The sequence below is a fragment of the Nonomuraea sp. NPDC023979 genome, from assembly GCF_040639085.1.
Taxonomy (GTDB): Bacteria; Actinomycetota; Actinomycetes; order Streptosporangiales; family Streptosporangiaceae; genus Nonomuraea; species Nonomuraea ceibae.
Genome location: NZ_JBEZZG010000008.1, coordinates 69,369 through 92,237 on the forward strand (window position 1 = coordinate 69,369; position 22,869 = coordinate 92,237).

The following is a 22,869-nucleotide window of genomic DNA, read 5'->3' on the forward strand; positions in this document are numbered from 1 at the left end:
CGCTGGACATGTGACATATTACTGAGGTGGAGGTGAGCCGATGTCCGACGTGATCGTCGTCGGGGCCGGCGTCGTGGGCGCCGCCTGCGCCTACTACGCCGCGCGCGCCGGGCTGGACGTGACCGTCGTCGACCGGGGCCCCGTCGCGGGCGGCACGACCGGGGCGGGCGAGGGCAACGTGCTCGTCTCCGACAAGGAACCAGGACCGGAGCTCGAGCTCGCGCTGCTGTCCAACGGGCTCTGGCGCGAGCTGGCCGAGACCCGCGGCGGCTTCGAGTTCGAGCCCAAGGGCGGGCTCGTCGTCGCCGAGACCGCCGAGATCCAGGACCGGCTCACCGAGCTGGCCCGCAAGCAGGGCGTCGAGCACGAGAGCGTCGCCGCCGGCGCGCTGCGCAACCTGGAGCCGCACCTGGCCGACGGGCTCGCGGGCGGCGTGTTCTACCCGCAGGACGCCCAGGTGCAGCCCATGCTGGCCGCCGCCAGGCTGCTGCGGCACGGCGCCGACAGCTACGGGCACGGCGCCGTCCGGCTGCGCCTCGGCGTCACCGTCACCGGCTTCGTCCGCTCCGGCGACCGCGTCACCGGCGTGCGCACCGACCGGGGCGACATCCTCGGCGGCGCCGTCGTCAACGCGGCCGGCACCTGGGGCGGCGAGCTCGCCGCGCTGGCCGGGGTGAGCCTGCCGGTGCTGCCCAGGCGCGGGTTCATCCTGGTCACCGAACCGCTGGCCGAGCCGCTGATCCGGCACAAGGTCTACACCGCCGCCTACGTCACCAACGTGGCCAGCGACTCGGCGGCGCTGGAGACGTCCGCCGTCGTCGAGGGCACCCAGGCGGGCACCGTGCTCATCGGCGCCAGCCGCGAACGCGTCGGCTTCGACCGCACCACCTCGGTGCCCGTGCTCGCGCGCCTGGCCGAGCAGGCCGTCGCCCTCTTCCCCGCGCTGCGCGGCGTGCGGGTCATCAGGTCCTACTGCGGGTTCCGGCCCTACTGCCCCGACCACCTGCCCGTGATCGGCGCCGACCCGCGCGCGCCCGGCCTGTACCACGCGTGCGGGCACGAGGGCGCCGGCATCGGCCTGGCCCCCGCCACCGGTCACCTGCTCGCCCAGCTCCTCACCGGCCGTGAGCCCGCCCTCGACCCGCACCCGTTCCGCCCCGACCGATTCCCGGAGGAGCCGCGTTGACCTTCCAGATCACGATCGACGGCCGGCCCGTGCCGGTGACGCCGGGCCAGACGATCGGCGCGGCCCTGCACGCGGCGGGCGTGCGCTCCTGGCGCACCACCCGGTTCGGCGGGCGGCCGCGCGGGCTGTTCTGCGGGATCGGCGTCTGCTTCGACTGCCTGGTCACTGTCAACGGCCGGCCGCCCGAGCGCGCCTGCCTGCTGGAGGCCCGGCCCGGCGACGAGGTGACCACCTCATGACCGGCAACCCGTACGACCTGGTGGTGGTCGGGGGAGGCGCCGCCGGGGTCGCGGGCGCGCTGTCGGCCGCCCAGCACGGGCTGCGCGTGGCCCTGCTCGACTCCGGGGCGCGGCTGGGCGGCCAGTACTTCCGCCACCCCGCCGCCCCGCCGAACCCCGGCACGCCCGGCTTCGACGGGTTCGCCCGCCGGGCGCGGGCGCTGGCCGAACGCGCCGACGTGCTGCTCGGCCACCAGGTGTGGAGCGTCACCCGCGAGCCGGACGGCGACCTGACCGCCCACTGCGTCACCACCTCGGACGGCGCCGAGCGGCCGGTGGACGTGCGCGGCAGGCGCCTGCTCATCGCCACCGGCGCGCACGACCGGCCGCTGCCGTTCCCCGGCTGGGACCTGCCCGGCGTGCTCACCGCGGGCGGCGCGCAGGCGCTGCTCAAGGGCAACGGCGTGGTCGCCGGGCAGCGCGTCGTCGTCGCCGGGACCGGCCCGTTCCTGCTGCCGGTCGCCGCCGGGCTGGCCGGGGCCGGGGCGCGCGTGCTCGGCGTGCACGAGGCGAGCGCCGGGCTCGGGCTGGCCCGCCACCCCGTGCTCGCCCTGGGCAAGGCCGGGGAGGCCGCCTCGTACGCGCTCACGCTCGCCCGGCACCGCGTCCCGTACCGGCCCCGCACCGCCGTGATCGCCGCGCACGGCCGGGACCGGCTCGAAGCCGTGACCGTGGCCCGGCTCGGCCGCGACTGGAACGTGCTGTCCGCCCGCAGCGTCGCCTGCGACACGCTGGCCACCGGCTACGGCTTCACCCCCCAGATCGACCTGGGCGTCCAGCTCGGCTGCGCCACCCGGCACGACGCCGACGGCAGCCCCGTCCTCGCCGTCGACGGCCGCCAGGCCACCGGCGTCCCCGGCGTGTGGGCCGCCGGGGAGCCCACCGGCGTCGGCGGCTGGCGGCTGGCCGAGCTCGAAGGCCGCCTCGCCGGGCTCGCCGCCGCCGGCAGGGCACTGCCCGTCAAGCTCGTCCGGCGGCGCGACAGCCTGCGCGCCTTCGCCCGCGCGCTGCTGGCGGCCTACCCCGTGAAAGACGGCTGGCAGGGCTGGCTGCGCGACGACACGCTCGTGTGCCGGTGCGAGGAGGTGCCGCTGGCCCGCCTGCGCGAGGCGCAGGACCTGGGCGCCACCGACGCGCGCTCGGTCAAGCTGCTGGCCAGGCCCGGCATGGGCTGGTGCCAGGGCCGCATCTGCGGCTACCCCGTCGCCTGCCTCACCGGCGAGCGGCCCGCGCCGCCGCGCCGCCCCGTCGCCCAGCCGATCACCCTCGCAGCACTCGCCGAAGCCGCCGAACCCCCCACGGGAGGACATCCATGACCGAACGCAGCAAGGCCTGGCACGGCATCATGGTCGCCACCGCGCTCCCCCTGCGCGCGGACCTGACCGTCGACTTCGACGCCTACGCCGAGCACTGCCGCTGGCTGGTGGACCAGGGCTGCGACGGCGTCGTGCCCAACGGGTCGCTCGGCGAGTACCAGACGCTCACCGCCGACGAGCGGGGACGCGTCGTGCGCACCGCCGTCGAGGCCGTGGGCGGGCGCAACGTGATGGCGGGCGTCGGCGCGTACGGCTCGGGCGAGTCGCGGCGCTGGGCCGAGCAGGCCGCCGAGGAGGGCTGCGGGTCGGTGCTGCTGCTGCCCCCGAACGCCTACCGCGCCGACGAGGCCGCGGTCGCCGAGCACTACCGCGAGGTCGCCGCCGCCGGGGTGCCCGTGGTGGCCTACAACAACCCCTACGACACCAAGGTCGACCTGACGCCCGCGCTGCTGGCCCGGCTGTTCGACGAGGGCCTGATCGTGGCCGTCAAGGAGTTCACCGGCGACCCGCGCCGCGCCTACGAGATCGCCGAGCTGGCCCCCGGCCTGGACGTGCTGATCGGCTCCGACGACGTGCTGCTGGAGCTGGCCCTGGCCGGCGCGGCCGGCTGGATCGCGGGCTACCCGAACGCGCTGCCCGCCGCCGGCGCCGCCCTCTACAGGGCGGCCGTCGCCGGAGACCTCGGCACGGCCCTGCCGCTCTACCGTAAGCTCCACTCGCTGCTGCGCTGGGACTCCAAGACGGAGTTCGTCCAGGCCATCAAGCTGTCGATGGACCTGGCGGGCCGTCCGGGAGGCCCCTGCCGCCCGCCCCGGCGGCCGCTGACGGACGAGCAGGCCGCCGCCGTGCGCGCCGCCACCGAGAAGGCACTCGCGGAAGGACTGCGATGAGGACCAAACGCGTGTTCCACGCCGTGGACTCGCACACCGAGGGCATGCCCACCAGGGTCGTCACCGGCGGCGTCGGCGTCATCCCCGGCGCGAGCATGGCCGAGCGGCGGGTCTACTTCCGCGACCACCTCGACCACATCCGCAAGCTGCTGATGAACGAGCCGCGTGGCCATGCCGCCATGAGCGGCGCCATCCTGCAGCCGCCCACCCGGCCAGACGCCGACTGGGGCGTGCTGTTCATCGAGGTGTCTGGGCTGCTGCCGATGTGCGGCCACGGCACGATCGGCGTGGCGACCGTGCTGGTGGAGACCGGCATGGTCGAGGTCGTCGAGCCCGTCACCACCGTCCGCCTGGAGGTGCCCGCCGGGCTCGTCGTCGTGGACGTGGCCGTCCGCGACGGCATGGCGACGTCCGTGACGCTCAGGAACGTCCCCTCCTACGCCGACCGGCTCGACGCCACCGTCACCGTGCCCGGCTACGGGGAGATCCGCTACGACCTCGCCTACGGCGGCAACTTCTACGCCATCGTCGACCTCGACGCGTACGGGCTGCCGTTCGACCGCAAGGCCAAGAACGACATCCTCGCCGCCGGGCTGGCCACGATGGCGGCCGTCAACGCCGCCGACGAGCCCGTGCACCCCGAGGACGAGCGCATCCGCGGCTGCCACCACGTCTACTTCGCCGCGCCCGGCTCCGACGCCCACCACTCGCGGCACGCGATGGCCATCCACCCCGGCTGGTTCGACCGCTCGCCGTGCGGCACCGGCACCAGCGCCCGCATGGCCCAGCTGCACGCCCGGGGCGAGCTGCCGCTGGGCCGCGACTTCGTCAACGAGTCGTTCATCGGCACCCGGTTCATCGGCCGCCTGCTGGAGGACGGCGTCGTCGGCGGCAGGCCCGCCGTCGTCCCGTCGATCACCGGCCGCGCCTGGGTGACCGGCACCGCCCAGTACTTCCTCGACCCGCGCGACCCGTTCCCCGAAGGGTTCGAGCTGTGACCCCGCCTGCGAGCACGCCCCTGATCAGCACCGTCGACTACCACACCGGCGGCGAGCCGTTCCGGATCGTCACCGGCGGCGTCCCCGCCATCCCCGGCGCCACCGTGCTCGAACGCCGCGCCAACGCCCCCGCCGCCGCCGACCACGTGCGGCGGCTGCTCTGCCACGAGCCGCGCGGCCACGCCGACATGTACGGCTGCTTCCTCGTCCCGCCCGACGACCCCGGCGCCCACCTCGGCGTCCTGTTCTGGCACAAGGACGGCTACTCCACCGCCTGCGGCCACGGCACCATCGCGCTCGGCGTGCACGCCGTCCGCGAGGGCCTGGTCGAGAGCGACCCAGACGGCGAGACCGACGTCGTCGTGGACGTGCCCTCCGGCCGCGTCACCGCCCGCGTCCGCCGCGAGGCCGGCCGCGTCACCGCCGTCACCTTCGTCAGCGTCCCCTCGTACGTGATCGCGCGCGGCGTCCCGGCCGCCGGGATCGAGACCGACCTGTCCTACGGCGGCGCCATCTACGCCTCGGTGCCCGCCAAGGCCGTCGGCCTGTCCGTCGAGCCGCGCCACGTGGGCGAGCTCATCGCCTGGGGCCGCCGGATCAAGGCCGGGCTGGAGGGGCACCCGGCCACCCGGCACCCCGGCGACGACCGGCTGTCCGGCGTCTACGGCGTGATCTTCTACGACGACCTCGGCCCCGGCCGCCAGCGCAACGTCACCGTGTTCGCCGACGGCGAGGTGGACCGCTCGCCGTGCGGGTCCGGCACCGCCGCCCGGCTCGCCCTGCTGCACGAGGACGGCCACCGCGGCACGCTCGTGCACGAGAGCGTCGTCGGCAGCGTGTTCCGCGCCCGGGTGGCCGCCGAGACGCCCGCCGGGGTGGTGCCCGAGATCGAGGGCATGGCCTACCGCACCGGCAGGCACACCTTCGAGCTCGACCCGGACGACCCCATCGGCACGGGGTTCACGCTGCGATGACCCTTCCCCATCTCGACGCCGACACCGTGCGGCGGCTGGTGCCCGTGGCCGGCGCCGTGCGGCTCCTGGAGGAGGCGCTGCTCGGCGGGCTGGACCCGGAGGCGACGCCGCAGCGGCCCGTCGTCGATCTGCCCGCCGGTCAGCTCCTGCTGATGCCCGCGGCGGCCGGGCGGTACGCCGGGGTCAAGGCCGCCACCGTGGCGCCCGGCAACGCCGCGCTCGGGCTGCCCCGCATCCAGGGCACGTACCTGCTGTTCGACGGCCGCACGCTGGCGCCGCTCGCCACGATGGACGGGATCGCGCTCACCTCGCTGCGCACGCCCGCCGTCTCGGCGCTGGCCGTCCGCCACCTGGCCGAGCCGGACGCCGGCGACCTGCTCGTGTTCGGCACGGGCCCGCAGGCGTGGGGTCACGTCGAGGCGCTCGCCGAGGTCAGGCCCGTCCGGCGGGTCACGGTCGTGGGCCGCGACCCCGGCCGGGCCGGGGCGTTCGCCGCCCGCTGCCGCGAGCTGGGCCTGGAGGCCGAGGCGCTGACCGGCCCAGGTGATCAGACCGGTGAGCGGGCCGGTGATCAGGCCGGTGAGCGGGCCGGTGAGCGGGTCGGCGCGGCCGTGGCGCGGGCGGACCTCGTCGTCTGCTGCACCACCGCCAGGCAGCCGCTGTTCGACGGCGCGCTGGTGCGCGATCGGGCCACGGTGGTCGCCATCGGGTCGCACGAGCAGGACGCCCGGGAGCTCGACGGCGAGCTGATCGCCCGGTCGTGCGTGGTCGTCGAGGCGAGATCCGCGGCGCTGGCCGAAGCGGGGGATGTGGTCATCCCCATCCGCCACGGTACGATCACCACTCATCATCTCGCCGGAAACCTCGCTGAGCTGGTCGCGGGCCGGGTCGTCCCGGGCGACGGGCCCCGCGTGTTCAAGGGCACCGGCATGGCGTGGCAGGACCTGGTCGTCGCGGCCGCCGCGTACGAGGCGTGGTTTCAGCGGACCCGGTCCCGGAGGACCTAGGGAAGGGATGGGCGGATGGCTGCCGAGGACCGGCTCGACCTGCCGATGGTGGGCGAGCGGCAGAGCCTGCGCGAGCAGGTGGCGCACGCGCTGCGGGCCGCGCTGATCACGGGGGAGATGCGCCCCGGCGTGGTCTACTCGGCGCCGGTGCTGGCCGCGCAGTTCGGCGTGTCGGCCACGCCCGTCCGCGAGGCCATGCTCGACCTGGCCAAGGAGGGCCTGGTCGAGGCGGTGCGCAACAAGGGCTTCCGCGTCACCGAGCTGTCCGAGCGCGACCTGGACGAGCTGACCGAGATCCGCAGGCTCATCGAGGTGCCGACCGTGGCGCGGCTGGCCGACACCGGGCGCGCCGCCGACTTCGAGCGGCTGCGCCCGGTCGCCGAGGAGATCGTCGCCGCCGCCGAGCAGGGCGACCTGCTCGCCTACGTCGACGCCGACCTGCGCTTCCACCTGGAGCTGCTCGCGCTGTCGGGCAACGCGCACCTGGTCGAGGTCGTCAGGGACCTGCGCACCCGGGCCCGCCTCTACGGCCTGTCGCAGCTCTCCCAGCGCGGCACGCTGGCCGACTCCGCCCGCGAGCACGTGGAGCTGCTCGACGCGCTCAAGGGCGGCGACGTGGAGGCCGTCCGTCTGATCATGTCGGAGCACATCCAGCACGTGCGCGGCATCTGGGCCAGCAACGCCTGAGCCCGCCCTGGCCCCGGCAATCCCAGCCCCGGCCCGCCCTAGCCCCGGCCCGCCCGCGTCGAGCCGAAGCTGGCCGCCACGATGCACAGCACCGCCGCCCACTGCTGCACGTTCAGGATCTCGCCCAGCAGCAGCACGCCGATCAGCGCCGCAGCCGCGGGCTCGACGCTCATCAGGATGCCGAACACGTGCTTGGGCATCCGGCGCAGCGCCTTGAGCTCCAGCGAGTAGGGGATCACCGACGACAGCAGCCCCACGCCCAGCCCGATGAGCACCAGCTCCGGCTGGAGCAGGTCGGCGCCGCCCGTCGTGACGCCCACCGGCGCGATCACCACGGCCGACACGATCATCGCGAACGACAGCCCGGTGGTGCCGGGGAAACGGCCGCCGGCCGCCGCCGACAGCAGGATGTAGGCCGCCCAGCAGGCGCCCGCCACGAGCGCGAAGCCGATGCCGGCCCAGCTCACCCCGGCCGACTGCCCCCACGGCGCCAGCAGCACCACCCCGGCCGCGGCCAGGCCGACCCACAGCAGGTCGAGCCGCCGCCGCGAGGCCGCCACCGCGACGCCCAGCGGCCCCAGGAACTCGATCGCCACCGCGACGCCCATGGGCAGCCGCGCCAGCGCCTCGTAGAACGTCAGGTTCATCACCGCGAGCGTCACGCCGAACGCCAGGCCCACAGCCCAGTCGCGCCACGCCAGCCCGCGCAGCCGGGGCCGGGCCACCGCCCCCATGATCAGCGCCCCGGCAGCGATCCGCAGGAACACCACCGCGCTCGGCGGGAGCGCCGCGAACAGCTCCTTGGCGAACCCCGCCCCGAGCTGCACGGAGAAGATCCCCAGCAGCACCAGCCCGGACGGCGGAATGGAATCGGCGGCGCCGCGCAGCAGGCTGCCGGCCCGGGGCAGGCGGCCGCCGCGGTCGAGCGGGTCGTCGTAGGCGAAGGCGGTCACGGATCTCCTCACAGCGAAAAGGCCCTCGCAGCCTACCCACCGCCTCCGGCGTCGCCGCAGCCGAGGTGATATGACTGCCCGATAACCCCATGAATCGGTAAAGGGACCCATGTCCGCCACTCCCGACAGGCCCCCGTCCTCCCTCGCCGCGGCCTCGTTCGTCAGCTGCTTCGACCGCTTCGCCGTGACGCCCATGCTCGTGCTCATCGCCGTCGACCTCGGCGTCCCGCTGGCCGCCGCCGTCGCCGTGGCCAGTGGCTACTACCTCGCCTACGGGCTGGTGCAGCCGCTGTGGGGCGTGCTGTCCGACCGGTTCGGGCGGGTGCGCGTCATGCGGATCGCGCTGCTCGGCGCGGCCGTGACGGGCCTGGTCTCCGCATTCATGCCGGTGCTCGGCGCGCTCGTCCTGTCCCGGGTCGCCGCGGGCGCCTGCTTCGGCGCGATCGTGCCCGCCTCGCTCGCCTACGTCGGCGACACCGTCCAGCCGTCCGGCCGCCAGCGCGCCCTGTCGGACCTGATGGGCGTGATGGCGCTGGGCACCGCGCTGGCCACCGGCTTCGGCGGGCTGCTCGGCGACCTGGCGGGCTGGCGGCTGGTGTTCACCGTCCCGGCCGCGTGCGCGCTGGCCTGCGCCGTCGCGCTGCGCGCCCTGCCGGAGCCGCCCAGGAGCGCCGCCGGTCCCGGGCGCGGCGGGCACGTCGGCGCGGTCCTGCGCAGCCCGTGGGCGCTGCTGGTGTTCGCGCTGGCGTTCGTGGAGGGGGCCGTGCTCATCGGCACGATGGCGTTCCTGGCCACCGCCCTGCAGCACGACGGCGTCTCCACCACCGTGGCCGGGCTCTGCGCCGCCGCCTACGGGCTCGGCGTGTGGCTGTTCAGCCGGCTGGTCATGCGGCTGTCGCGTGGGTGGCCCGCGTGGTGGCTCATCGCGGCGGGCGGCGCGCAGATGTGCGCCGGGTACGCCGTCGTCGCCGCCGGGGTGAGCGTGGCCGCCGTCACGGTCACCGCGCTGCTGCTCGGCGGCGGCTGGTCGTTCATGCACTCGTCGCTGCAGACGTGGGTCACCTCCGTGGTGCCGCACGCCAGGGGCACCGCCGTGGCGTTCTTCGCCTCGGCGCTGTTCGTCGGCAGCGCCGCCTCCTCGTGGGCGGCCGGGCCGCTGGCTGGGGACGGCCGCTACGGGCTGCTGTTCGGGCTCGCCGCGGCGGCGGCGCTGCCCCTCACGGTCGTGGCCGCCCTCGCCAGACGCCGCTACGGCGCCCTCGTCCCGGACGCGACGCCCGGTTAGGCCAGGGCGTCGTCGCGCCGGTCAGTCCCAGCGGAAGGTGCGGGCGGCCAGGCCCAGGGAGGCCAGCGCCCAGACGGCCAGCACGGCGAGCGCGCCCAGCGGCAGCGCCGCGCCGCCCGACAGGACCGCGCGCAGCCCGCCGGTCAGCGCCGAGATCGGCAGCAGCTCCAGCACCGGCCGCACCGACGCGGGGAACTTCGCCAGCGGGAACACCACCCCGCCCGCCGCCAGCAGCAGCAGGTAGACCAGGTTGGCGGCGGCCAGCGTCGCCTCGGCCCGCAGCAGGCCGGCCATGAGCAGCCCGAGCCCGCTGAACGCGGCGGTGCCCAGCAGCACCAGCAGCGCGGCGGCGAACGGCGACCCGTGCGGCTGCCAGCCCAGCGCCAGCGCGACCGCGACGATCACCGCGACCTGGATGGCCTCCACCGCGATCACCGCGGCCGTCTTGGCCAGCATGAGCCCGCCCCGCGACAGCGGCGTGGCGCCCAGCCGCCTGAGCACCCCGTAGCGCCGCTCGAACCCGGTGGCGATCGCCTGCCCGGTGAACGCCGTCGACATCACCGCCAGCGCCAGCACGCCCGGCGCGAGGAACGCCACCCGGTCGCCGCCGCCCACGTCGATGAGCGGCGCCACCGAGAAGCCGGCCAGCAGCAGCACCGGGATGATCATCGTGAGCAGCAGCTGCTCGCCGTTGCGCAGCATGGCCCGGATCTCGGCCCCGGCCTGCGCCAGCACCATGCGCGGGAACGGCGCCGCCCCCGGCGCGGGGGTGAAGTCCAGCGTGGCGCTCATCGCAGCTCCCTGCCCGTCAGCTCCAGGAACACGTCTTCCAGCGTGCGGCGCTCGATGCGCAGGTCGTCGGCCGTGACGCCCTCCGCCGCGCACCAGGCCGTCACGGTGGCCAGCAGCTCCGGGTCCACCTGGCCCTCGATGATGTAGTGGCCGGCCGGCGACTCCTTGGCCGCGCTCCCGGCCGGCAGCGCGTTGAGCAGCTCCTCCAGCCCCAGCCCCGGCCGGGCGCGGAAGCGGAGCTGCCGCTCGGCGCCGGTCAGCGTGGCGGGACTGCCCTCGGCCACCACCCGGCCGCGGTCGATGATGACGACCTTGTCGGCCAGCCGCTCGGCCTCGTCCATGTGGTGGGTGGTCAGCACCACCGACACCCCGGCGGCGCGCAGCTCGCCGACCAGCTCCCAGCACGCGTGCCTGGCCTGCGGGTCGAGCCCGGCCGTCGGCTCGTCCAGGAAGACCAGCTCGGGCCTGCCGATGACGGCCGCGGCCAGCGACAGCCGTTGCTGCTGGCCGCCCGACAGCCTCCGGTACGGGGTCCGTACGTGATCGGAGAGGCCGAGGCGCTCCAGCAGCGCGCCCGGGTCGAGGGGACGGGCGTAGAAGCGGGCGACCAGCCGCAGCCACTCGGCGCAGCGCATCGCGGGCGGGACCCCGCCGGACTGCAGCATGACGCCCACCCGGGGGCGCAGCGCGGCGGCGTCGGGGGCGCTGCCGAGCACCCGCACCGTGCCGGCGTCGGCTTTGCGGAACCCCTCGCAGATCTCCACCGTCGAGGTCTTGCCGGCGCCGTTGGGACCGAGGACGGCGGTGACCGCGCCGCGCGCGGCCAGCATGCTGAGGCCGTCGACCGCGGTGGTGCCGCCATAGCGCTTGACCAGGTCCGCGATCTCGACGGCTGGGGATTCCATGCGCACGAGTTTAGGGACTGCCGGGGCCGGTCCGGCCCGCAGGGCAAGCTGGCCGAAATTTATCCCATAATTGGGAATTCGGGGGACCAGATGATGGTTTGACCCCTCGGCCCTCGTGGGCCACACCGCCTGCGGGGAAAGGGGTACGCATGTCCGTGGCAGAGGCCACGCAGTCGCAACCGGCCGTCGTCAAGGAGCGACGGGGGCTCCTGCTCCTCATCCTGGGCGCGCTGTCGGCGATCGGGCCGCTGTCCATCGACATGTACCTGCCCGCGCTGCCCGCCATCAGCGGCGAGATGCTCAGCCCCGCCGCCCAGGTCCAGCTCACGCTCACCGCCTGTCTCATCGGCGTGTCGGCCGGCCAGGTGATCGCCGGGCCCGTGAGCGACGTGCGCGGGCGGCGGCTGCCGCTGATCGTCGGCGTGGCCGGGTTCGCGCTGACGTCGCTGCTGTGCGCCTTCGCGCCGTCGGTGCCCGTGCTGATCGTGCTGCGGCTGCTGCAGGGCATGCTCGGCGGGGCCGCGCTGGTCATCGTCCGGGCCGTGGTCCGCGACCTGTACGACGGGCCCGCCATCGCCCGCATCTTCGCCACCCTCATGCTGGTCAGCGGCCTGGCGCCGATCCTGGCCCCGGTGGCGGGCGCGCAGCTGCTGGCCTTCACCTCCTGGCGCGGCGTGTTCGTCGCGCTCAGCCTGGCCGGGCTGGTGCTGCTGCTGGCCGTCCTGCCGGGCGTGCGCGAGACGCTGCCCGCCGAGCAGCGGGAGGGCGGCGGGCTCAAGCACACGCTGGCCACGTTCTGGGCCCTGCTGCGCGACCGCGCGTTCATGGGCTGCGCGCTCACGGCCGGGCTGGCCTTCGCCGCCATGTTCGCCTACATCTCCGGCTCGCCGTTCGTGCTGCAGGAGGTGTACGCGGCCACGCCCCAGCAGTATTCGCTCATCTTCGGGCTCAACGCGCTCGGCCTGACCGTGATGGCCCAGGTCGGCGGCAGGCTGTCGGGCCGGGTCCGGCCGGCGCGCCTGGTGTTCGCCGGCCTGTTCGTGAGCCTGGCGGGAGGCGGGCTCCTGCTGGCCGCCGCGGTCACCGGGCTGGGGCTGGCGGGTATCGTGGCGGGGCTGTTCGTCATCATGTGCGGCCAGGGGCTCGTCCTGCCGGGCACCGGCGCGCTGGCGCTGGCCGGGCAGCCCCCGCAGGTCGCCGGGTCGGCCTCGGCGCTGCTGGGCGTCCTGCAGTTCGCGCTGGGGGCGGTCGCGGCCCCGCTGGTGGGCCTGGCCGGCCAGGACACCGCCGTGCCGATGGCCGCGCTGATGCTCGCCCTGATGGCCGCTTCGGCGCTCAGCTTCGGCATCCTGGGACGCCAGCGAAATTAGGTAAGCCTACCCTGCGTGAGAAATTGCATTGCCGGGTCCTCCGGATTCATTTGAGATGCGGGAAGGAATTACGGCACACTGATGTTGTGAAAAACGTGCCCACGATCGAGCCAGGCAGCGAGCGCAGCACCCGTGCGCGCGTGGCCCGGCTGATCCTGGAACACGGTCCCATCGCCGCGGCGGCGCTGGGCGAGCGGCTCGGGCTCACGCCCGCGGCCGTCCGCCGTCACCTCGACGCGCTGCTGACCGACGGGATGATCGAGCCTCGCACCGGGCGCCAGCGCGGTCAGCGCGGGCGCGGGCGGCCGGCCAAGCTGTTCGCCATCACCGACGCGGGGCGCAGTGCCTTCGAGCACGCCTATGACGATCTGGCCGGGAGCGCGCTGCGTTTCCTGGCAGAGCGCATGGGAGAAGAAGCCGTGTCCGACTTCGCCCGCTCACAGGTTTCCGGCCTGCTGCGGCGGATGGAGCCGGTCATGCGGGCGGTGCCGGCCGACCAGCGGGTCCAGGTCCTGGCGCAGGCGCTGTCGGCGGAGGGTTACGCGGCCTCGGCCAGCAAGGCCAAGTCCGGCGGCGACCAGCTCTGCCAGCACCACTGCCCGGTGGCGCACGCGGCCGCGGAGTTCCCGCAGCTGTGCGAGGCCGAGACGGAGGCGTTCGCGCAACTGCTCGGCACCCCGGTGCAGCGCCTGGCCACGATCGCGCACGGCGACGGGGTCTGCACCACGCACGTCAGCCCCCAGACGCTGGGGCCCGCACATAGAGCCATCGATAAGAACAAGGAGACCGGAAGGTGACTGTCACCGACCGCCCGGAGCTGGAAGGCCTCGGGAATTACAAGTTCGGCTGGGCCGACCCCGACGCCGCCGGGGCCGCGGCCAAGCGCGGCCTGTCCGAGGAGGTCGTCCGAGACATCTCCGCGCTCAAGAACGAGCCGGAGTGGATGCTCGACCTTCGCCTGAAGGGGCTCCGCCTGTTCGGCAAGAAGCCGCTGCCGACCTGGGGCTCCGACCTCACCGGCATCGACTTCGACAACATCAAGTACTTCGTGCGCTCCACCGAGAAGCAGGCCGCTTCCTGGGACGAGCTGCCCGAGGACATCAAGAACACCTACGACAAGCTCGGCATCCCCGAGGCGGAGAAGCAGCGCCTCATCGCCGGCGTCGCGGCCCAGTACGAGTCCGAGGTCGTCTACCACAAGATCCGTGAGGACCTTGAGGAGAAGGGCGTCATCTTCGTCGACACCGACACGGGCCTGCGCGAGCACGAGGAGCTCTTCAAGGAGTACTTCGGCTCGGTGATCCCGGTGGGCGACAACAAGTTCGCCGCTCTCAACACCAGCGTGTGGTCCGGTGGCTCGTTCATCTACGTGCCGCCGAACGTCGAGGTCGAGATCCCGCTCCAGGCCTACTTCCGGATCAACACCGAGAACATGGGCCAGTTCGAGCGGACGCTCATCATCGTCGACGAGAACAGCTACGTGCACTACGTCGAGGGCTGCACCGCGCCGATCTACTCCTCCGACTCGCTGCACTCCGCGGTCGTCGAGATCATCGTGAAGAAGAACGCCCGCTGCCGTTACACGACCATCCAGAACTGGTCGAACAACGTCTACAACCTGGTCACCAAGCGCGCCGTCGCCTACGAGGGCGCGACCATGGAGTGGATCGACGGCAACATCGGCTCCAAGGTCACCATGAAGTACCCGGCCGTCTACCTGATGGGCCAGCACGCCAAGGGCGAGACGCTGAGCGTCGCGTTCGCCGGCGAGGGCCAGCACCAGGACGCCGGCTCCAAGATGGTGCACCTGGCGCCCAACACGAGCTCCAGCGTCATCTCCAAGTCGGTGGCGCGCGGCGGCGGCCGCACCTCCTACCGCGGTCTCGTGCAGATCGAGGAGGGCGCCCACGGCAGCGCCAGCACCGTCAAGTGCGACGCCCTGCTCGTCGACCAGATCAGCCGCTCCGACACCTACCCGTACGTCGACGTCCGCGAGGACGACGTCTCGATGGGCCACGAGGCCACGGTCTCCAAGGTCAGCGAGGACCAGCTGTTCTACCTCATGAGCCGCGGGCTCGAAGAGGACGAGGCGATGGCGATGATCGTGCGCGGCTTCGTGGAGCCGATCGCGCGTGAGCTGCCCATGGAATACGCGCTCGAGCTGAACCGGCTGATCGAGCTGCAGATGGAAGGAGCCGTCGGCTGATGGGCCTGAACGAGAAGCCCCTGTCGACCCTGCACGAGAAGGCGTCGTACGACCTGGCCGACTTCGAGGTCCCCACGGGTCGCGAGGAGGCGTGGCGCTTCACGCCGCTGTCGCGCCTGAAGGGGCTGCACAACGGCCAGGCCGCGGCCAGCGGCCAGGTGGTCACCCAGGTCTACACGCCCGAGGGCGTGCGGGCCGAGTGGGTCGGCCGCGACGACGAGCGCATCGGCAAGGCGTACGTGCCCGCCGACCGGGTCAGCGCCCAGGCCTACAACGGCTTCGAGAAGGCGCTGGTCGTGACCGTGCCGAAGGAGGCCGTGCCCGGCGACGCGATCACCGTCGAGATCAAGGGCAACGGCGGCGAGGGCGCGGCGTACGGCCACATCGTGGTCGTCGTCGAGCCGATGGCGCAGGCGACCGTGGTCGTCCAGCACGAGGGCAGCGCCGTCTACGCCGACAACGTCGAGTTCGTCGTCGGCGACGGCGCCACGCTCAAGGTCGTCAGCCTCCAGGACTGGGCCGACGACGCCGTGCACGTCTCCCACCACCACGCCCAGCTCGCCAAGGACGCCACGTTCCGGAGCTTCGTGGTGACCCTGGGCGGCGACCTGGTGCGGCTGTCGCCCAGCGTGTCCTACACCGCGCCCGGCGGCGACGCCGACCTGTCCGGCGTCTACTTCGTCGACGCGGGCCAGCACCTGGAGCACCGCCTGCTCGTCGACCACTCGCAGCCCAACTGCAAGAGCAACGTCGACTACCGCGGCGCGCTCCAGGGCGAGGGCGCCCACGCCGTCTGGATCGGCGACGTGATCATCAGGGTCGCGGCCGAGGGCACCGACACCTACGAGCTCAACCGCAACCTCATCCTCACCGACGGCGCCCGCGCCGACTCGGTGCCCAACCTGGAGATCCTCACCGGCGAGGTCGCCGGCGCGGGGCACGCCTCGACGTCGGGCCGCCTCGACGACGAGCACATCTTCTACCTCCAGGCCCGCGGTATCCCGTTCGACGAGGCCCGCCGCCTGGTCATCCGCGGCTTCCTCGGCCAGCTCATCGAGAAGATCCAGGTCGAGGAGCTGCGCGAGCGCGTGATGAACGCGGTGGAGGCGGAGCTCGCACGATGAGCGGCTACGAGAAGGTGTGCAAGGTCAGCGACATCCCCGACGAGGGGGTGATCGGCGTCGAGGTGGGCGAGACCCCCGTGGCGCTGGTGCGCAAGGGCGACGAGGTGTTCGCCCTGCACGACATCTGCTCGCACGCCGAGGTCAAGCTCAGCGAGGGCGAGGTGTACGACGGCACCCTGGAGTGCTGGCTGCACGGCTCGTGCTTCGACATCCGCTCCGGCAAGCCCACCGGCCCGCCCGCGACCAAGCCCGTGAACGTCTACACAGTCAAGATCGACGGCGACGACGTCCTCGTCTCGCTCTCGAAGGAGTCATAAACACATGTCCACCCTTGAGATCCGTGACCTGAAGGTCGCCGTCGAGGACAAGGAAATCCTGCGCGGCGTCAACCTGACCGTGAAGGCCGGCGAGACCCACGCCATCATGGGCCCCAACGGCTCGGGCAAGTCCACGCTCGCCTACGCGATCGCCGGTCACCCGAAGTACACGATCACCGGCGGTGAGGTGCTGCTCGACGGCGTCGACCTGCTGGAGCTGTCGGTCGACGAGCGCGCCCGCGCCGGCCTGTTCCTCGCCATGCAGTACCCGGTCGAGGTCCCCGGCGTGTCGGTGTCCAACTTCCTGCGCTCGGCCGTCACCTCCGTCCGCGGCGAGGCGCCCAAGCTGCGCGAGTTCGCCAAGGACCTCAAGAGCGGCATGGACGCCCTGGCCATCGACGCGGCCTTCGCCCAGCGCAACCTGAACGAGGGCTTCTCCGGCGGCGAGAAGAAGCGCCACGAGATCCTCCAGCTCGAGCTGCTCAAGCCGAAGATCGCGGTGCTCGACGAGACCGACTCCGGCCTCGACGTCGACGCCCTGCGCGTGGTGTCGGAGGGCATCAACCGCTTCCGCGCCTCCGGCGAGACCGGCGTGCTGCTCATCACCCACTACACCCGCATCCTGCGCTACGTGAAGCCCGACTTCGTGCACGTCTTCGCGGCCGGCCGGGTCGTGGAGGAGGGCGGGCCGGAGCTGGCCGACAAGCTCGAGGCCGAGGGCTACGAGCAGTACACGAAGGCATCTGCATGACTTCCACCAGCTTGGACGTGGAGAGGATCAGGAAAGACTTCCCGGTCCTCTCCCGCGAGCTGCCCGGCGGGCGTCCGCTCGTCTACCTCGATTCGGGCAACTCCTCGCAGAAGCCCACATCGGTCGTCGAGACCATGCGCGAGCACCTGGCGATGCACTACAGCAACGTCGGGCGCGCCATGCACGTGCTGGGCTCGGAGTCGACCGAGGCGTACGAGAGCGCGCGCGACAAGGTCGCCGCGTTCATCGGCGCCCCGTCGCGCGACGAGGTGGTCTTCACCAAGAACGCCTCCGAGGCGCTCAACCTCGTCGCCTACAGCTTCGGCAACCCGGCGTGCGCCGACCCGCGCTTCACGCTCGGCCCCGGTGACGAGATCGTCATCTCCGAGATGGAGCACCACTCCAACATCGTGCCGTGGCAGATGCTCGCGCAGCGCACCGGCGCGACGCTGAAGTGGTTCGGCGTCACCGACGAGGGCCGGCTCGACCTCGCCGACGGCGTCGTCACCGAACGCACGAAGATCGTCTCGGTCGCGCATCAGTCGAACGTGCTCGGCACCGTCAACCCGGTCGCCGACGTGGTCGCGCTCGCCCGCCGGGCCGGCGCGCTGGTCCTGCTCGACGCCTCCCAGTCCGTCCCGCACCACCCCGTGGACATGGCGGCGCTGGACGCCGACTTCGTGGCCTTCACCGGCCACAAGATGGTCGGCCCGTCCGGCATCGGCGTGCTGTGGGCGCGCGGCGAGCTGCTGGAGGCCATGCCGCCGTTCCTCGGCGGCGGCGAGATGATCGAGGCGGTCTGGATGGACCGCTCGACGTACGCGCCCGCGCCCCACAAGTTCGAGGCCGGCACCCCGCCGATCGTCGAGGCCATCGGGCTCGGCGCGGCCGTCGACTACCTGACCGGCATCGGCATGGCGGCCGTGGAGGCCCACGAGCGCGAGCTCACCGCCTACGCGCTCGACGCGCTGCGCGAGGTGCCCGGCCTGCGCCTGATCGGGCCCGACTCCCTCGACCTGCGGGGCGGCACGCTGGCGTTCACGCTGGAGGGGATCCACCCGCACGACGTGGGCCAGATCCTCGACGACCGGTTCGGCATCGCCGTGCGGGTCGGCCACCACTGCGCGCGCCCGCTGCACCTCAGGTTCGGAATACCGGCGACCACCAGGGCGTCGTTCTACCTGTACAACACCACGGGCGAGGTCGACGCCCTGGTGCGCGGCCTCCACCACGTACAGAAGGTGTTCGCATAGCCATGATCGGCGAGTCGATGTACCAGGAGCTGATCCTGGAGCACTACAAGCACCCGCAGGGGCGGGGGCTGCGCGAGCCGTACGACACCGAGGTTCACCACGTGAACCCCACGTGCGGCGACGAGATCACGCTGCGCGTCAAGGTGGGCGACGCGGGCCGCATCGAGGACGTCTCCTACGACGGCCAGGGCTGCTCCATCAGCCAGGCCGCCGCCTCGGTGCTGCACGAGCTGACCGCCGGCTCGACCGTCGAGGAGACCCTGTCGGTGGTCGACGAGTTCACCCGGCTCATGCAGGGCAGGGGACAGGTGGAGGCCGACGAGGACGTGCTCGGCGACGCGGTCGCGTTCGCCGGGGTGGCCAAGTTCCCGGCCCGCGTGAAGTGCGCGCTGCTGTCGTGGATGGCCTACAAGGACGCTGTAGTGAGGAGTGCTGCACGATGAGCAAGCCCGTCGAGACCCCGACCGGCTTCGACGGCGAGGCGAGCGTCGAAGAGGTCATGGAGGCGCTCAAGGACGTCGTCGACCCCGAGCTCGGCATCAACGTCGTCGACCTCGGCCTGATCTACGGCCTCAACCTCGACCCGGCCGACGGCGGCGCCAAGCCGGTGGCCACCATCGACATGACGCTGACCAGCGCGGCCTGCCCGCTGACCGACGTCATCGAGGACCAGGCGCACTCCGCCCTGGAGGGCATGGTCTCCGATGTGAAGATCAACTGGGTCTGGCTGCCGCCGTGGGGCCCGGACAAGATCACCGATGAGGGCCGTGAGCAGCTTCGTATGCTAGGCTTCAACGTCTGATCTTTTACCGCTGGTCGGCTGGCGCTCCGCGTCAGCCGCTTCAGCATGCCAGGGGATCCGGAAAGTCCGGCGCCCCGACGGGGAATAGTCTTGATCCTCCCCGCGTTGGCACCAGGGACACCTGACGCCTCATCGCGCGTCCCGCGCCGCCTGCGGCCGGCGCCCAGGTGCGCCTCCCCCTCCGCTCGCCCCCACGGCGGGCGCACTGCACCGTGTACGGCAAGGCCGCCGTACGTCCTGGCTCGTCCTTTCGCAGAAGTGACGTGCCACTTCGACTGAAAGGCACGAAGTTCGTGACCATGCTTGACGCTGCCCTGCCCGAGACGACCCCTGAGCAGGGCCCGTCCGAGTTCGAGCTGCTCGGCCTGCCCAAGCCGCTCATCAGCGGCCTCTCCCGGCAGGGAATCGACAGCCCGTTCCCCATTCAGAGCGCGACGATCCCGGACGTGCTCTCCGGCGCCGACGTCCTCGGCCGCGGCCAGACCGGCTCCGGCAAGACGCTGGCCTTCGGCCTGCCCACGATGGCCCGCCTCGCCGGCGTCAAGCCGGCCCCCGGCCGGCCCCGCGCCATGATCCTCGTCCCCACCCGTGAGCTCGCGCTCCAGGTGCACGACGCCATCGAGCCCCTCGGCCGCGGCCTCGGCCTGCGCATGAAGGTCGTCGTCGGCGGCATGTCCATGGGCAAGCAGATCGAGGCGCTGCGCCGCGGCGTCGACGTCGTCATCGCCACCCCGGGCCGTCTCGGCGACCTCATCCGGCAGGGCGAGTGCTCGCTGGAGGACATCGAGATCAGCGTCCTGGACGAGGCCGACCACATGTGCGACCTCGGCTTCTTCCCCGTCGTCACCGAGCTGCTCGCGCAGACCCCGGCCGACGGTCAGCGGCTGCTGTTCTCCGCCACGCTCGACGGCGACGTCGACAAGCTCGTGCAGCGCTTCCTGAAGGACCCGATCACCCACTCCGTCGCCCCCGCGACCTCTCCGGTCGACACGATGGAACACCACGTCATGCAGGTGACGCGCGACGACAAGTTCGACGTCACGGCCGAGATCGCCAACCGCGAGGGCCGTACGATCATCTTCGTCCGCACCCAGCACGGCGTCGACCGGCTGTGCAAGCAGCTCGCCCGCGTCGGCGTCAAGGCCGGCGGCCTGCACGGCGGCAAGCGCCAGAACCAGCGCACCCGCATCCTCGCCGAGTTCCGCGAGGGCTCGGTCAACGTGCTCGTCTGCACCGACGTGGCCGCCCGCGGCATCCACGTCGACAACATCAGCCTCGTCCTGCACGTCGACCCGCCGCAGGACCACAAGAGCTACCTGCACCGCGGCGGCCGCACCGCCCGCGCCGGCGAGAAGGGCACCGTCGTCACGCTGGTGCTCCCGAACGAGCGCCGCTCCACCGACGCGCTGACCCGGCGGGCGGGCATCCACCCGTTCCGCCTCAAGGCGACGCCCGGCCACCCGCGCCTGGCCGAGATCGCCGGGGCCCGCACGCCCAGCGGCGAGGCCATCCCCGTGTGGGAGCCCGACGTGCGCAAGCCGCTGCGCCCCCGGCGCGAAGGCGGCCACACCGGCTCCGAGCGCCGCGGCCGGCGTCCGCGCCGTGAGTTCGACGGCGAGCGCCGCCCGCGCCGCCACGACGGCGACCGCCCGCCCTTCGCCGGCCCGCGCCGGACCGAGGACGGCTCGTTCGGCGGCCAGCGCCGCACCGACGACCGCTACCCGCGCCGTCACGACGAGCCCCGCACGTTCGGCGACGACCGCCGCTCCGGCGGCGACCGTCCCCGTGGTGGTGGCTACCGCAACGACGGCGACCGCGGCGGCTTCTCCGGCGGCGGCGACCGCGGCGGTGACCGTGGTGGCTACCGCAACGACGGCGACCGCGGCGGCTACTCCGGCGGCGGTTACCGCAACGACGGTGACCGCGGTGGGTTCCGCAACGACGGTGACCGTGGTGGCTACTCCGGTGGTGGCGACCGCGGCGGCTTCCGCAACGACGGCGACCGTGGCGGTTTCTCCGGCGGCGACCGTGGGCGTGGCGGGTTCCGTGAGGGTGACCGGCCGCGTGGCGGGTTCCGCTCCGACGACCGCCGCCACTCCACCGACCGTGGCCGCCCGTTCTCGGCCGACCGCGAGCGCGGCGTCCGCACGGACGACCGTCCCCGTGACGGCTACCGCTCCGGCGGCGCCCGTCCCGACGACCGCGGCCAGCGGGGCGGCTTCCGCGCCGACGACCGTGGCAACGGCGGCTTCCGCCGGGGCGGCTCCGCCCGCCGCTACGAGCGCTGATTCCCGGGGCGGCACCGCCCCATGAGTTCGTCCGACGCCCGCCGCGCCCGGTCCTCCCGGGCACGGCGGGCGTCCGCGTTCCCGCACCTCGGCGGGCGCACCTCACCCGCCCGCCGGTGGCCTGCCTGCACGACGTACGGGCCGTTCCCGGTCCGGACGGCCGCCGCCACGCCGTCACCGGCCTCGGCCCCCGCCTGCCGCCAGGCACGGGCCCCGCGCGACTCGCGGGCGTCTCGGCTGGCGGACGCGGCACGAAGCGGGGTCGCGCGGCGACTAGGCTGTTACCGCACGCCAGCCGATCGACGAGAGAGATCATGAAGACCTTCGAAGAGCTGTTCGCCGAGCTGTCCGAGAAGGCCCGGACCCGGCCCGCCGGCTCCGGCACCGTGGCCGCCATCGACGCCGGCGTCCATGCCATCGGCAAGAAGGTCGTCGAGGAGGCCGCCGAGAGCTGGATGGCGGCCGAGCACGAGTCTGACGACCGGGCAGCCGAGGAGATCTCCCAGCTCCTCTACCACGTCCAGGTGCTCATGATCGCCAAGGGGATCGGCCTGGACCAGGTCTACAAGCATCTCTAGGGCGCCCCCGCGCCCGCCTCCGGTCTTCCGCAACGACTCTGGACACCGAGGAATCAGACATGCTTCGCCTGGCCGTACCGAACAAGGGCACTCTCAGTGAGGCCGCCCAAGTCATGCTCAAGGAGGCCGGCTACCGGTCCCGCAGAGACAGCAAGGAGCTCGTCGTCGTCGACGAGGAGAGCGGCTGCGAGCTGTTCTTCCTGCGCCCGCGCGACATCGCCGTCTACGTCGGGGAGGGCACGCTCGACGCCGGCATCACCGGCCGCGACATGCTCGTCGACTCCGGCGCGTCGGTCGAGGAGGTCATGCCGCTCGGCTTCGGTGCCTCCACCTTCCGTCTGGCCACCCGGGCCGGCACGATGACGTCCGTCAAGGACCTGCAGGGGCTGCGGGTGGCCACCGCCTACGCGGGCCTGCTGGAGAAATACCTGTCCGACCAGGGCGTCGACGCGCGCGTCATCAAGCTCGACGGCGCGGTCGAGACCGCCATAAGGCTCGGCGTGGCCGACGCGGTGGCCGACGTGGTGGAGACCGGCACGACGCTGCGCAACGTCGGCCTGGAGGTGTTCGGCGACCCGATCATGAAGTCGGAGGCGGTGCTCATCAAGCAGCACACCGCCCCGGCGACCAACGGCGTCGAGCAGCTCGTGCGCCGGCTGCAGGGGGTCGTGCACGCCCGCGACTTCGTGATGATGGACTACGACATCCGCGCCGAGCGGATCGAGGAGGCCATCGCGCTCACGCCGGGCATGGAGGGGCCGACGGTCTCGCCGCTGCACCGGGAGGGCTGGGTGGCCGTGCGCGCCATGGTCCGGCGCCGGGGGCACCAGCAGGTGATGGACCAGCTGTGGGACATCGGCGCAAGGGCCATCCTGGTCACCGACATCTACGCCTGCCGCCTGTGACCTC

24 protein-coding genes are annotated in these 22,869 nt (G+C 73.1%); 21 read left to right on the forward strand and 3 right to left on the reverse strand.

What is annotated here, in order from left to right:
* Positions 1 to 40 precede the first annotated feature (40 nt).
* The 8 genes from AB0G11_RS17060 to AB0G11_RS17095 are packed head-to-tail and all read left to right on the forward strand — an operon-like array spanning position 41 to position 7,336.
* Positions 41 to 1,186, forward strand: a complete 1,146-nt coding sequence (locus AB0G11_RS17060; protein ID WP_357586675.1) for an FAD-binding oxidoreductase — start codon at positions 41 to 43, stop codon at positions 1,184 to 1,186.
* A complete protein-coding gene (locus AB0G11_RS17065; RefSeq protein ID WP_231618791.1) occupies positions 1,183 to 1,425 on the forward strand; it encodes a (2Fe-2S)-binding protein in 243 nt (80 codons plus the stop codon). Before AB0G11_RS17060 ends, AB0G11_RS17065 begins: the two co-directional genes overlap by 4 nt.
* Positions 1,422 to 2,780 carry an NAD(P)/FAD-dependent oxidoreductase gene (locus AB0G11_RS17070; RefSeq protein WP_357586677.1) on the forward strand — a complete coding sequence of 453 codons (1,359 nt, stop codon included), beginning with the start codon at positions 1,422 to 1,424 and terminating at the stop codon, positions 2,778 to 2,780. The genes AB0G11_RS17065 and AB0G11_RS17070 overlap by 4 nt, the downstream gene beginning before the upstream one ends.
* Positions 2,777 to 3,670 carry a dihydrodipicolinate synthase family protein gene (locus AB0G11_RS17075; protein WP_357586679.1) on the forward strand — a complete coding sequence of 298 codons (894 nt, stop codon included), beginning with the start codon at positions 2,777 to 2,779 and terminating at the stop codon, positions 3,668 to 3,670. The genes AB0G11_RS17070 and AB0G11_RS17075 overlap by 4 nt, the downstream gene beginning before the upstream one ends.
* Positions 3,667 to 4,668, forward strand: coding sequence for a proline racemase family protein (locus tag AB0G11_RS17080; RefSeq protein WP_357586681.1), 1,002 nt, complete (start codon positions 3,667 to 3,669; stop codon positions 4,666 to 4,668). Before AB0G11_RS17075 ends, AB0G11_RS17080 begins: the two co-directional genes overlap by 4 nt.
* Positions 4,665 to 5,642: a proline racemase family protein gene (locus tag AB0G11_RS17085; RefSeq protein ID WP_357586684.1), complete on the forward strand. Its 978-nt coding sequence runs from the start codon at positions 4,665 to 4,667 to the stop codon at positions 5,640 to 5,642. Before AB0G11_RS17080 ends, AB0G11_RS17085 begins: the two co-directional genes overlap by 4 nt.
* Positions 5,639 to 6,649 carry an ornithine cyclodeaminase family protein gene (locus AB0G11_RS17090; protein ID WP_357586686.1) on the forward strand — a complete coding sequence of 337 codons (1,011 nt, stop codon included), beginning with the start codon at positions 5,639 to 5,641 and terminating at the stop codon, positions 6,647 to 6,649. The genes AB0G11_RS17085 and AB0G11_RS17090 overlap by 4 nt, the downstream gene beginning before the upstream one ends.
* 15 nt (positions 6,650 to 6,664) lie before the next feature.
* Positions 6,665 to 7,336, forward strand: a complete 672-nt coding sequence (locus AB0G11_RS17095; RefSeq protein WP_219505715.1) for a GntR family transcriptional regulator — start codon at positions 6,665 to 6,667, stop codon at positions 7,334 to 7,336.
* A gap of 38 nt (positions 7,337 to 7,374) precedes the next feature.
* Here the strand turns inward: AB0G11_RS17095 and AB0G11_RS17100 are convergent, their stop codons facing one another.
* A complete protein-coding gene (locus AB0G11_RS17100; RefSeq protein WP_219505714.1) occupies positions 7,375 to 8,289 on the reverse strand; it encodes an EamA family transporter in 915 nt (304 codons plus the stop codon).
* 109 nt (positions 8,290 to 8,398) lie between these two features.
* On the opposite strand from AB0G11_RS17100, the gene AB0G11_RS17105 reads away from it, so the two are divergent.
* Positions 8,399 to 9,574, forward strand: coding sequence for an MFS transporter (locus AB0G11_RS17105; protein ID WP_357586688.1), 1,176 nt, complete (start codon positions 8,399 to 8,401; stop codon positions 9,572 to 9,574).
* Between the two features lie 21 nt (positions 9,575 to 9,595).
* Here AB0G11_RS17105 and AB0G11_RS17110 read toward each other — a convergent pair whose 3' ends face one another.
* Complete coding sequence (locus AB0G11_RS17110) at positions 9,596 to 10,366, reverse strand: ABC transporter permease (protein WP_357586690.1); 771 nt, start codon at positions 10,364 to 10,366, stop codon at positions 9,596 to 9,598.
* Entirely contained in the window at positions 10,363 to 11,271 is a 909-nt protein-coding gene (locus AB0G11_RS17115; protein ID WP_219505709.1) for an ABC transporter ATP-binding protein, read from the reverse strand. Before AB0G11_RS17115 ends, AB0G11_RS17110 begins: the two co-directional genes overlap by 4 nt.
* 149 nt (positions 11,272 to 11,420) lie before the next feature.
* On the opposite strand from AB0G11_RS17115, the gene AB0G11_RS17120 reads away from it, so the two are divergent.
* The 12 genes from AB0G11_RS17120 (at position 11,421) to hisG (ending at position 22,865) form a co-directional block, all read left to right on the forward strand.
* On the forward strand, positions 11,421 to 12,641 hold the full coding sequence (locus AB0G11_RS17120) for a multidrug effflux MFS transporter (protein ID WP_219505708.1): 1,221 nt from the start codon (positions 11,421 to 11,423) through the stop codon (positions 12,639 to 12,641).
* A 95-nt stretch (positions 12,642 to 12,736) separates the two neighbouring features.
* A complete protein-coding gene (locus AB0G11_RS17125; protein ID WP_219505750.1) occupies positions 12,737 to 13,438 on the forward strand; it encodes a metalloregulator ArsR/SmtB family transcription factor in 702 nt (233 codons plus the stop codon).
* A complete protein-coding gene (gene sufB / locus AB0G11_RS17130; RefSeq protein WP_219505706.1) occupies positions 13,435 to 14,847 on the forward strand; it encodes a Fe-S cluster assembly protein SufB in 1,413 nt (470 codons plus the stop codon). Before AB0G11_RS17125 ends, sufB begins: the two co-directional genes overlap by 4 nt.
* The gene (gene sufD / locus AB0G11_RS17135) at positions 14,847 to 15,971 is read left to right on the forward strand and encodes a Fe-S cluster assembly protein SufD (RefSeq protein ID WP_357586692.1); all 1,125 of its coding nucleotides are present in this window, start codon (positions 14,847 to 14,849) and stop codon (positions 15,969 to 15,971) included. Before sufB ends, sufD begins: the two co-directional genes overlap by 1 nt.
* Positions 15,968 to 16,288 carry a non-heme iron oxygenase ferredoxin subunit gene (locus AB0G11_RS17140; protein ID WP_219505703.1) on the forward strand — a complete coding sequence of 107 codons (321 nt, stop codon included), beginning with the start codon at positions 15,968 to 15,970 and terminating at the stop codon, positions 16,286 to 16,288. The genes sufD and AB0G11_RS17140 overlap by 4 nt, the downstream gene beginning before the upstream one ends.
* A gap of 4 nt (positions 16,289 to 16,292) precedes the next feature.
* Complete coding sequence (gene sufC, locus AB0G11_RS17145; protein WP_219505701.1) at positions 16,293 to 17,039, forward strand: Fe-S cluster assembly ATPase SufC; 747 nt, start codon at positions 16,293 to 16,295, stop codon at positions 17,037 to 17,039.
* Entirely contained in the window at positions 17,036 to 18,292 is a 1,257-nt protein-coding gene (locus tag AB0G11_RS17150; protein WP_281427012.1) for a cysteine desulfurase, read from the forward strand. The genes sufC and AB0G11_RS17150 overlap by 4 nt, the downstream gene beginning before the upstream one ends.
* A 2-nt stretch (positions 18,293 to 18,294) precedes the next feature.
* Positions 18,295 to 18,735, forward strand: a complete 441-nt coding sequence (gene sufU / locus AB0G11_RS17155; RefSeq protein WP_219505699.1) for a Fe-S cluster assembly sulfur transfer protein SufU — start codon at positions 18,295 to 18,297, stop codon at positions 18,733 to 18,735.
* Complete coding sequence (locus AB0G11_RS17160) at positions 18,732 to 19,094, forward strand: metal-sulfur cluster assembly factor (RefSeq protein WP_219505697.1); 363 nt, start codon at positions 18,732 to 18,734, stop codon at positions 19,092 to 19,094. Before sufU ends, AB0G11_RS17160 begins: the two co-directional genes overlap by 4 nt.
* A gap of 299 nt (positions 19,095 to 19,393) precedes the next feature.
* Positions 19,394 to 21,382 carry a DEAD/DEAH box helicase gene (locus tag AB0G11_RS17165; protein ID WP_357586695.1) on the forward strand — a complete coding sequence of 663 codons (1,989 nt, stop codon included), beginning with the start codon at positions 19,394 to 19,396 and terminating at the stop codon, positions 21,380 to 21,382.
* A gap of 314 nt (positions 21,383 to 21,696) precedes the next feature.
* A complete protein-coding gene (locus AB0G11_RS17170) occupies positions 21,697 to 21,960 on the forward strand; it encodes a phosphoribosyl-ATP diphosphatase (protein WP_219505694.1) in 264 nt (87 codons plus the stop codon).
* 59 nt (positions 21,961 to 22,019) lie between these two features.
* The gene (hisG, locus tag AB0G11_RS17175) at positions 22,020 to 22,865 is read left to right on the forward strand and encodes an ATP phosphoribosyltransferase (protein WP_219505693.1); all 846 of its coding nucleotides are present in this window, start codon (positions 22,020 to 22,022) and stop codon (positions 22,863 to 22,865) included.
* Positions 22,866 to 22,869: the final 4 nt, after the last annotated feature.

What these genes read in the sequence shown, in the direction of transcription:
- AB0G11_RS17060 (WP_357586675.1), top strand. Translation starts at nt 41, where the DNA reads ATGTCCGACGTGATCGTCGTCGGGGCCGGCGTCGTGGGCGCCGCCTGC.
- AB0G11_RS17070 (WP_357586677.1), top strand. Translation starts at nt 1,422, where the DNA reads ATGACCGGCAACCCGTACGACCTGGTGGTGGTCGGGGGAGGCGCCGCC.
- AB0G11_RS17075 (WP_357586679.1), top strand. Translation starts at nt 2,777, where the DNA reads ATGACCGAACGCAGCAAGGCCTGGCACGGCATCATGGTCGCCACCGCG.
- AB0G11_RS17080 (WP_357586681.1), top strand. Translation starts at nt 3,667, where the DNA reads ATGAGGACCAAACGCGTGTTCCACGCCGTGGACTCGCACACCGAGGGC.
- AB0G11_RS17090 (WP_357586686.1), top strand. Translation starts at nt 5,639, where the DNA reads ATGACCCTTCCCCATCTCGACGCCGACACCGTGCGGCGGCTGGTGCCC.
- AB0G11_RS17095 (WP_219505715.1), top strand. Translation starts at nt 6,665, where the DNA reads ATGGCTGCCGAGGACCGGCTCGACCTGCCGATGGTGGGCGAGCGGCAG.
- AB0G11_RS17105 (WP_357586688.1), top strand. Translation starts at nt 8,399, where the DNA reads ATGTCCGCCACTCCCGACAGGCCCCCGTCCTCCCTCGCCGCGGCCTCG.
- AB0G11_RS17110 (WP_357586690.1), bottom strand. Translation starts at nt 10,366, where the DNA reads ATGAGCGCCACGCTGGACTTCACCCCCGCGCCGGGGGCGGCGCCGTTC.
- AB0G11_RS17115 (WP_219505709.1), bottom strand. Translation starts at nt 11,271, where the DNA reads ATGGAATCCCCAGCCGTCGAGATCGCGGACCTGGTCAAGCGCTATGGC.
- AB0G11_RS17120 (WP_219505708.1), top strand. Translation starts at nt 11,421, where the DNA reads ATGTCCGTGGCAGAGGCCACGCAGTCGCAACCGGCCGTCGTCAAGGAG.
- sufD (WP_357586692.1), top strand. Translation starts at nt 14,847, where the DNA reads ATGGGCCTGAACGAGAAGCCCCTGTCGACCCTGCACGAGAAGGCGTCG.
- AB0G11_RS17140 (WP_219505703.1), top strand. Translation starts at nt 15,968, where the DNA reads ATGAGCGGCTACGAGAAGGTGTGCAAGGTCAGCGACATCCCCGACGAG.
- sufC (WP_219505701.1), top strand. Translation starts at nt 16,293, where the DNA reads ATGTCCACCCTTGAGATCCGTGACCTGAAGGTCGCCGTCGAGGACAAG.
- AB0G11_RS17150 (WP_281427012.1), top strand. Translation starts at nt 17,036, where the DNA reads ATGACTTCCACCAGCTTGGACGTGGAGAGGATCAGGAAAGACTTCCCG.
- sufU (WP_219505699.1), top strand. Translation starts at nt 18,295, where the DNA reads ATGATCGGCGAGTCGATGTACCAGGAGCTGATCCTGGAGCACTACAAG.
- AB0G11_RS17160 (WP_219505697.1), top strand. Translation starts at nt 18,732, where the DNA reads ATGAGCAAGCCCGTCGAGACCCCGACCGGCTTCGACGGCGAGGCGAGC.
- AB0G11_RS17165 (WP_357586695.1), top strand. Translation starts at nt 19,394, where the DNA reads ATGCTTGACGCTGCCCTGCCCGAGACGACCCCTGAGCAGGGCCCGTCC.
- AB0G11_RS17170 (WP_219505694.1), top strand. Translation starts at nt 21,697, where the DNA reads ATGAAGACCTTCGAAGAGCTGTTCGCCGAGCTGTCCGAGAAGGCCCGG.
- hisG (WP_219505693.1), top strand. Translation starts at nt 22,020, where the DNA reads ATGCTTCGCCTGGCCGTACCGAACAAGGGCACTCTCAGTGAGGCCGCC.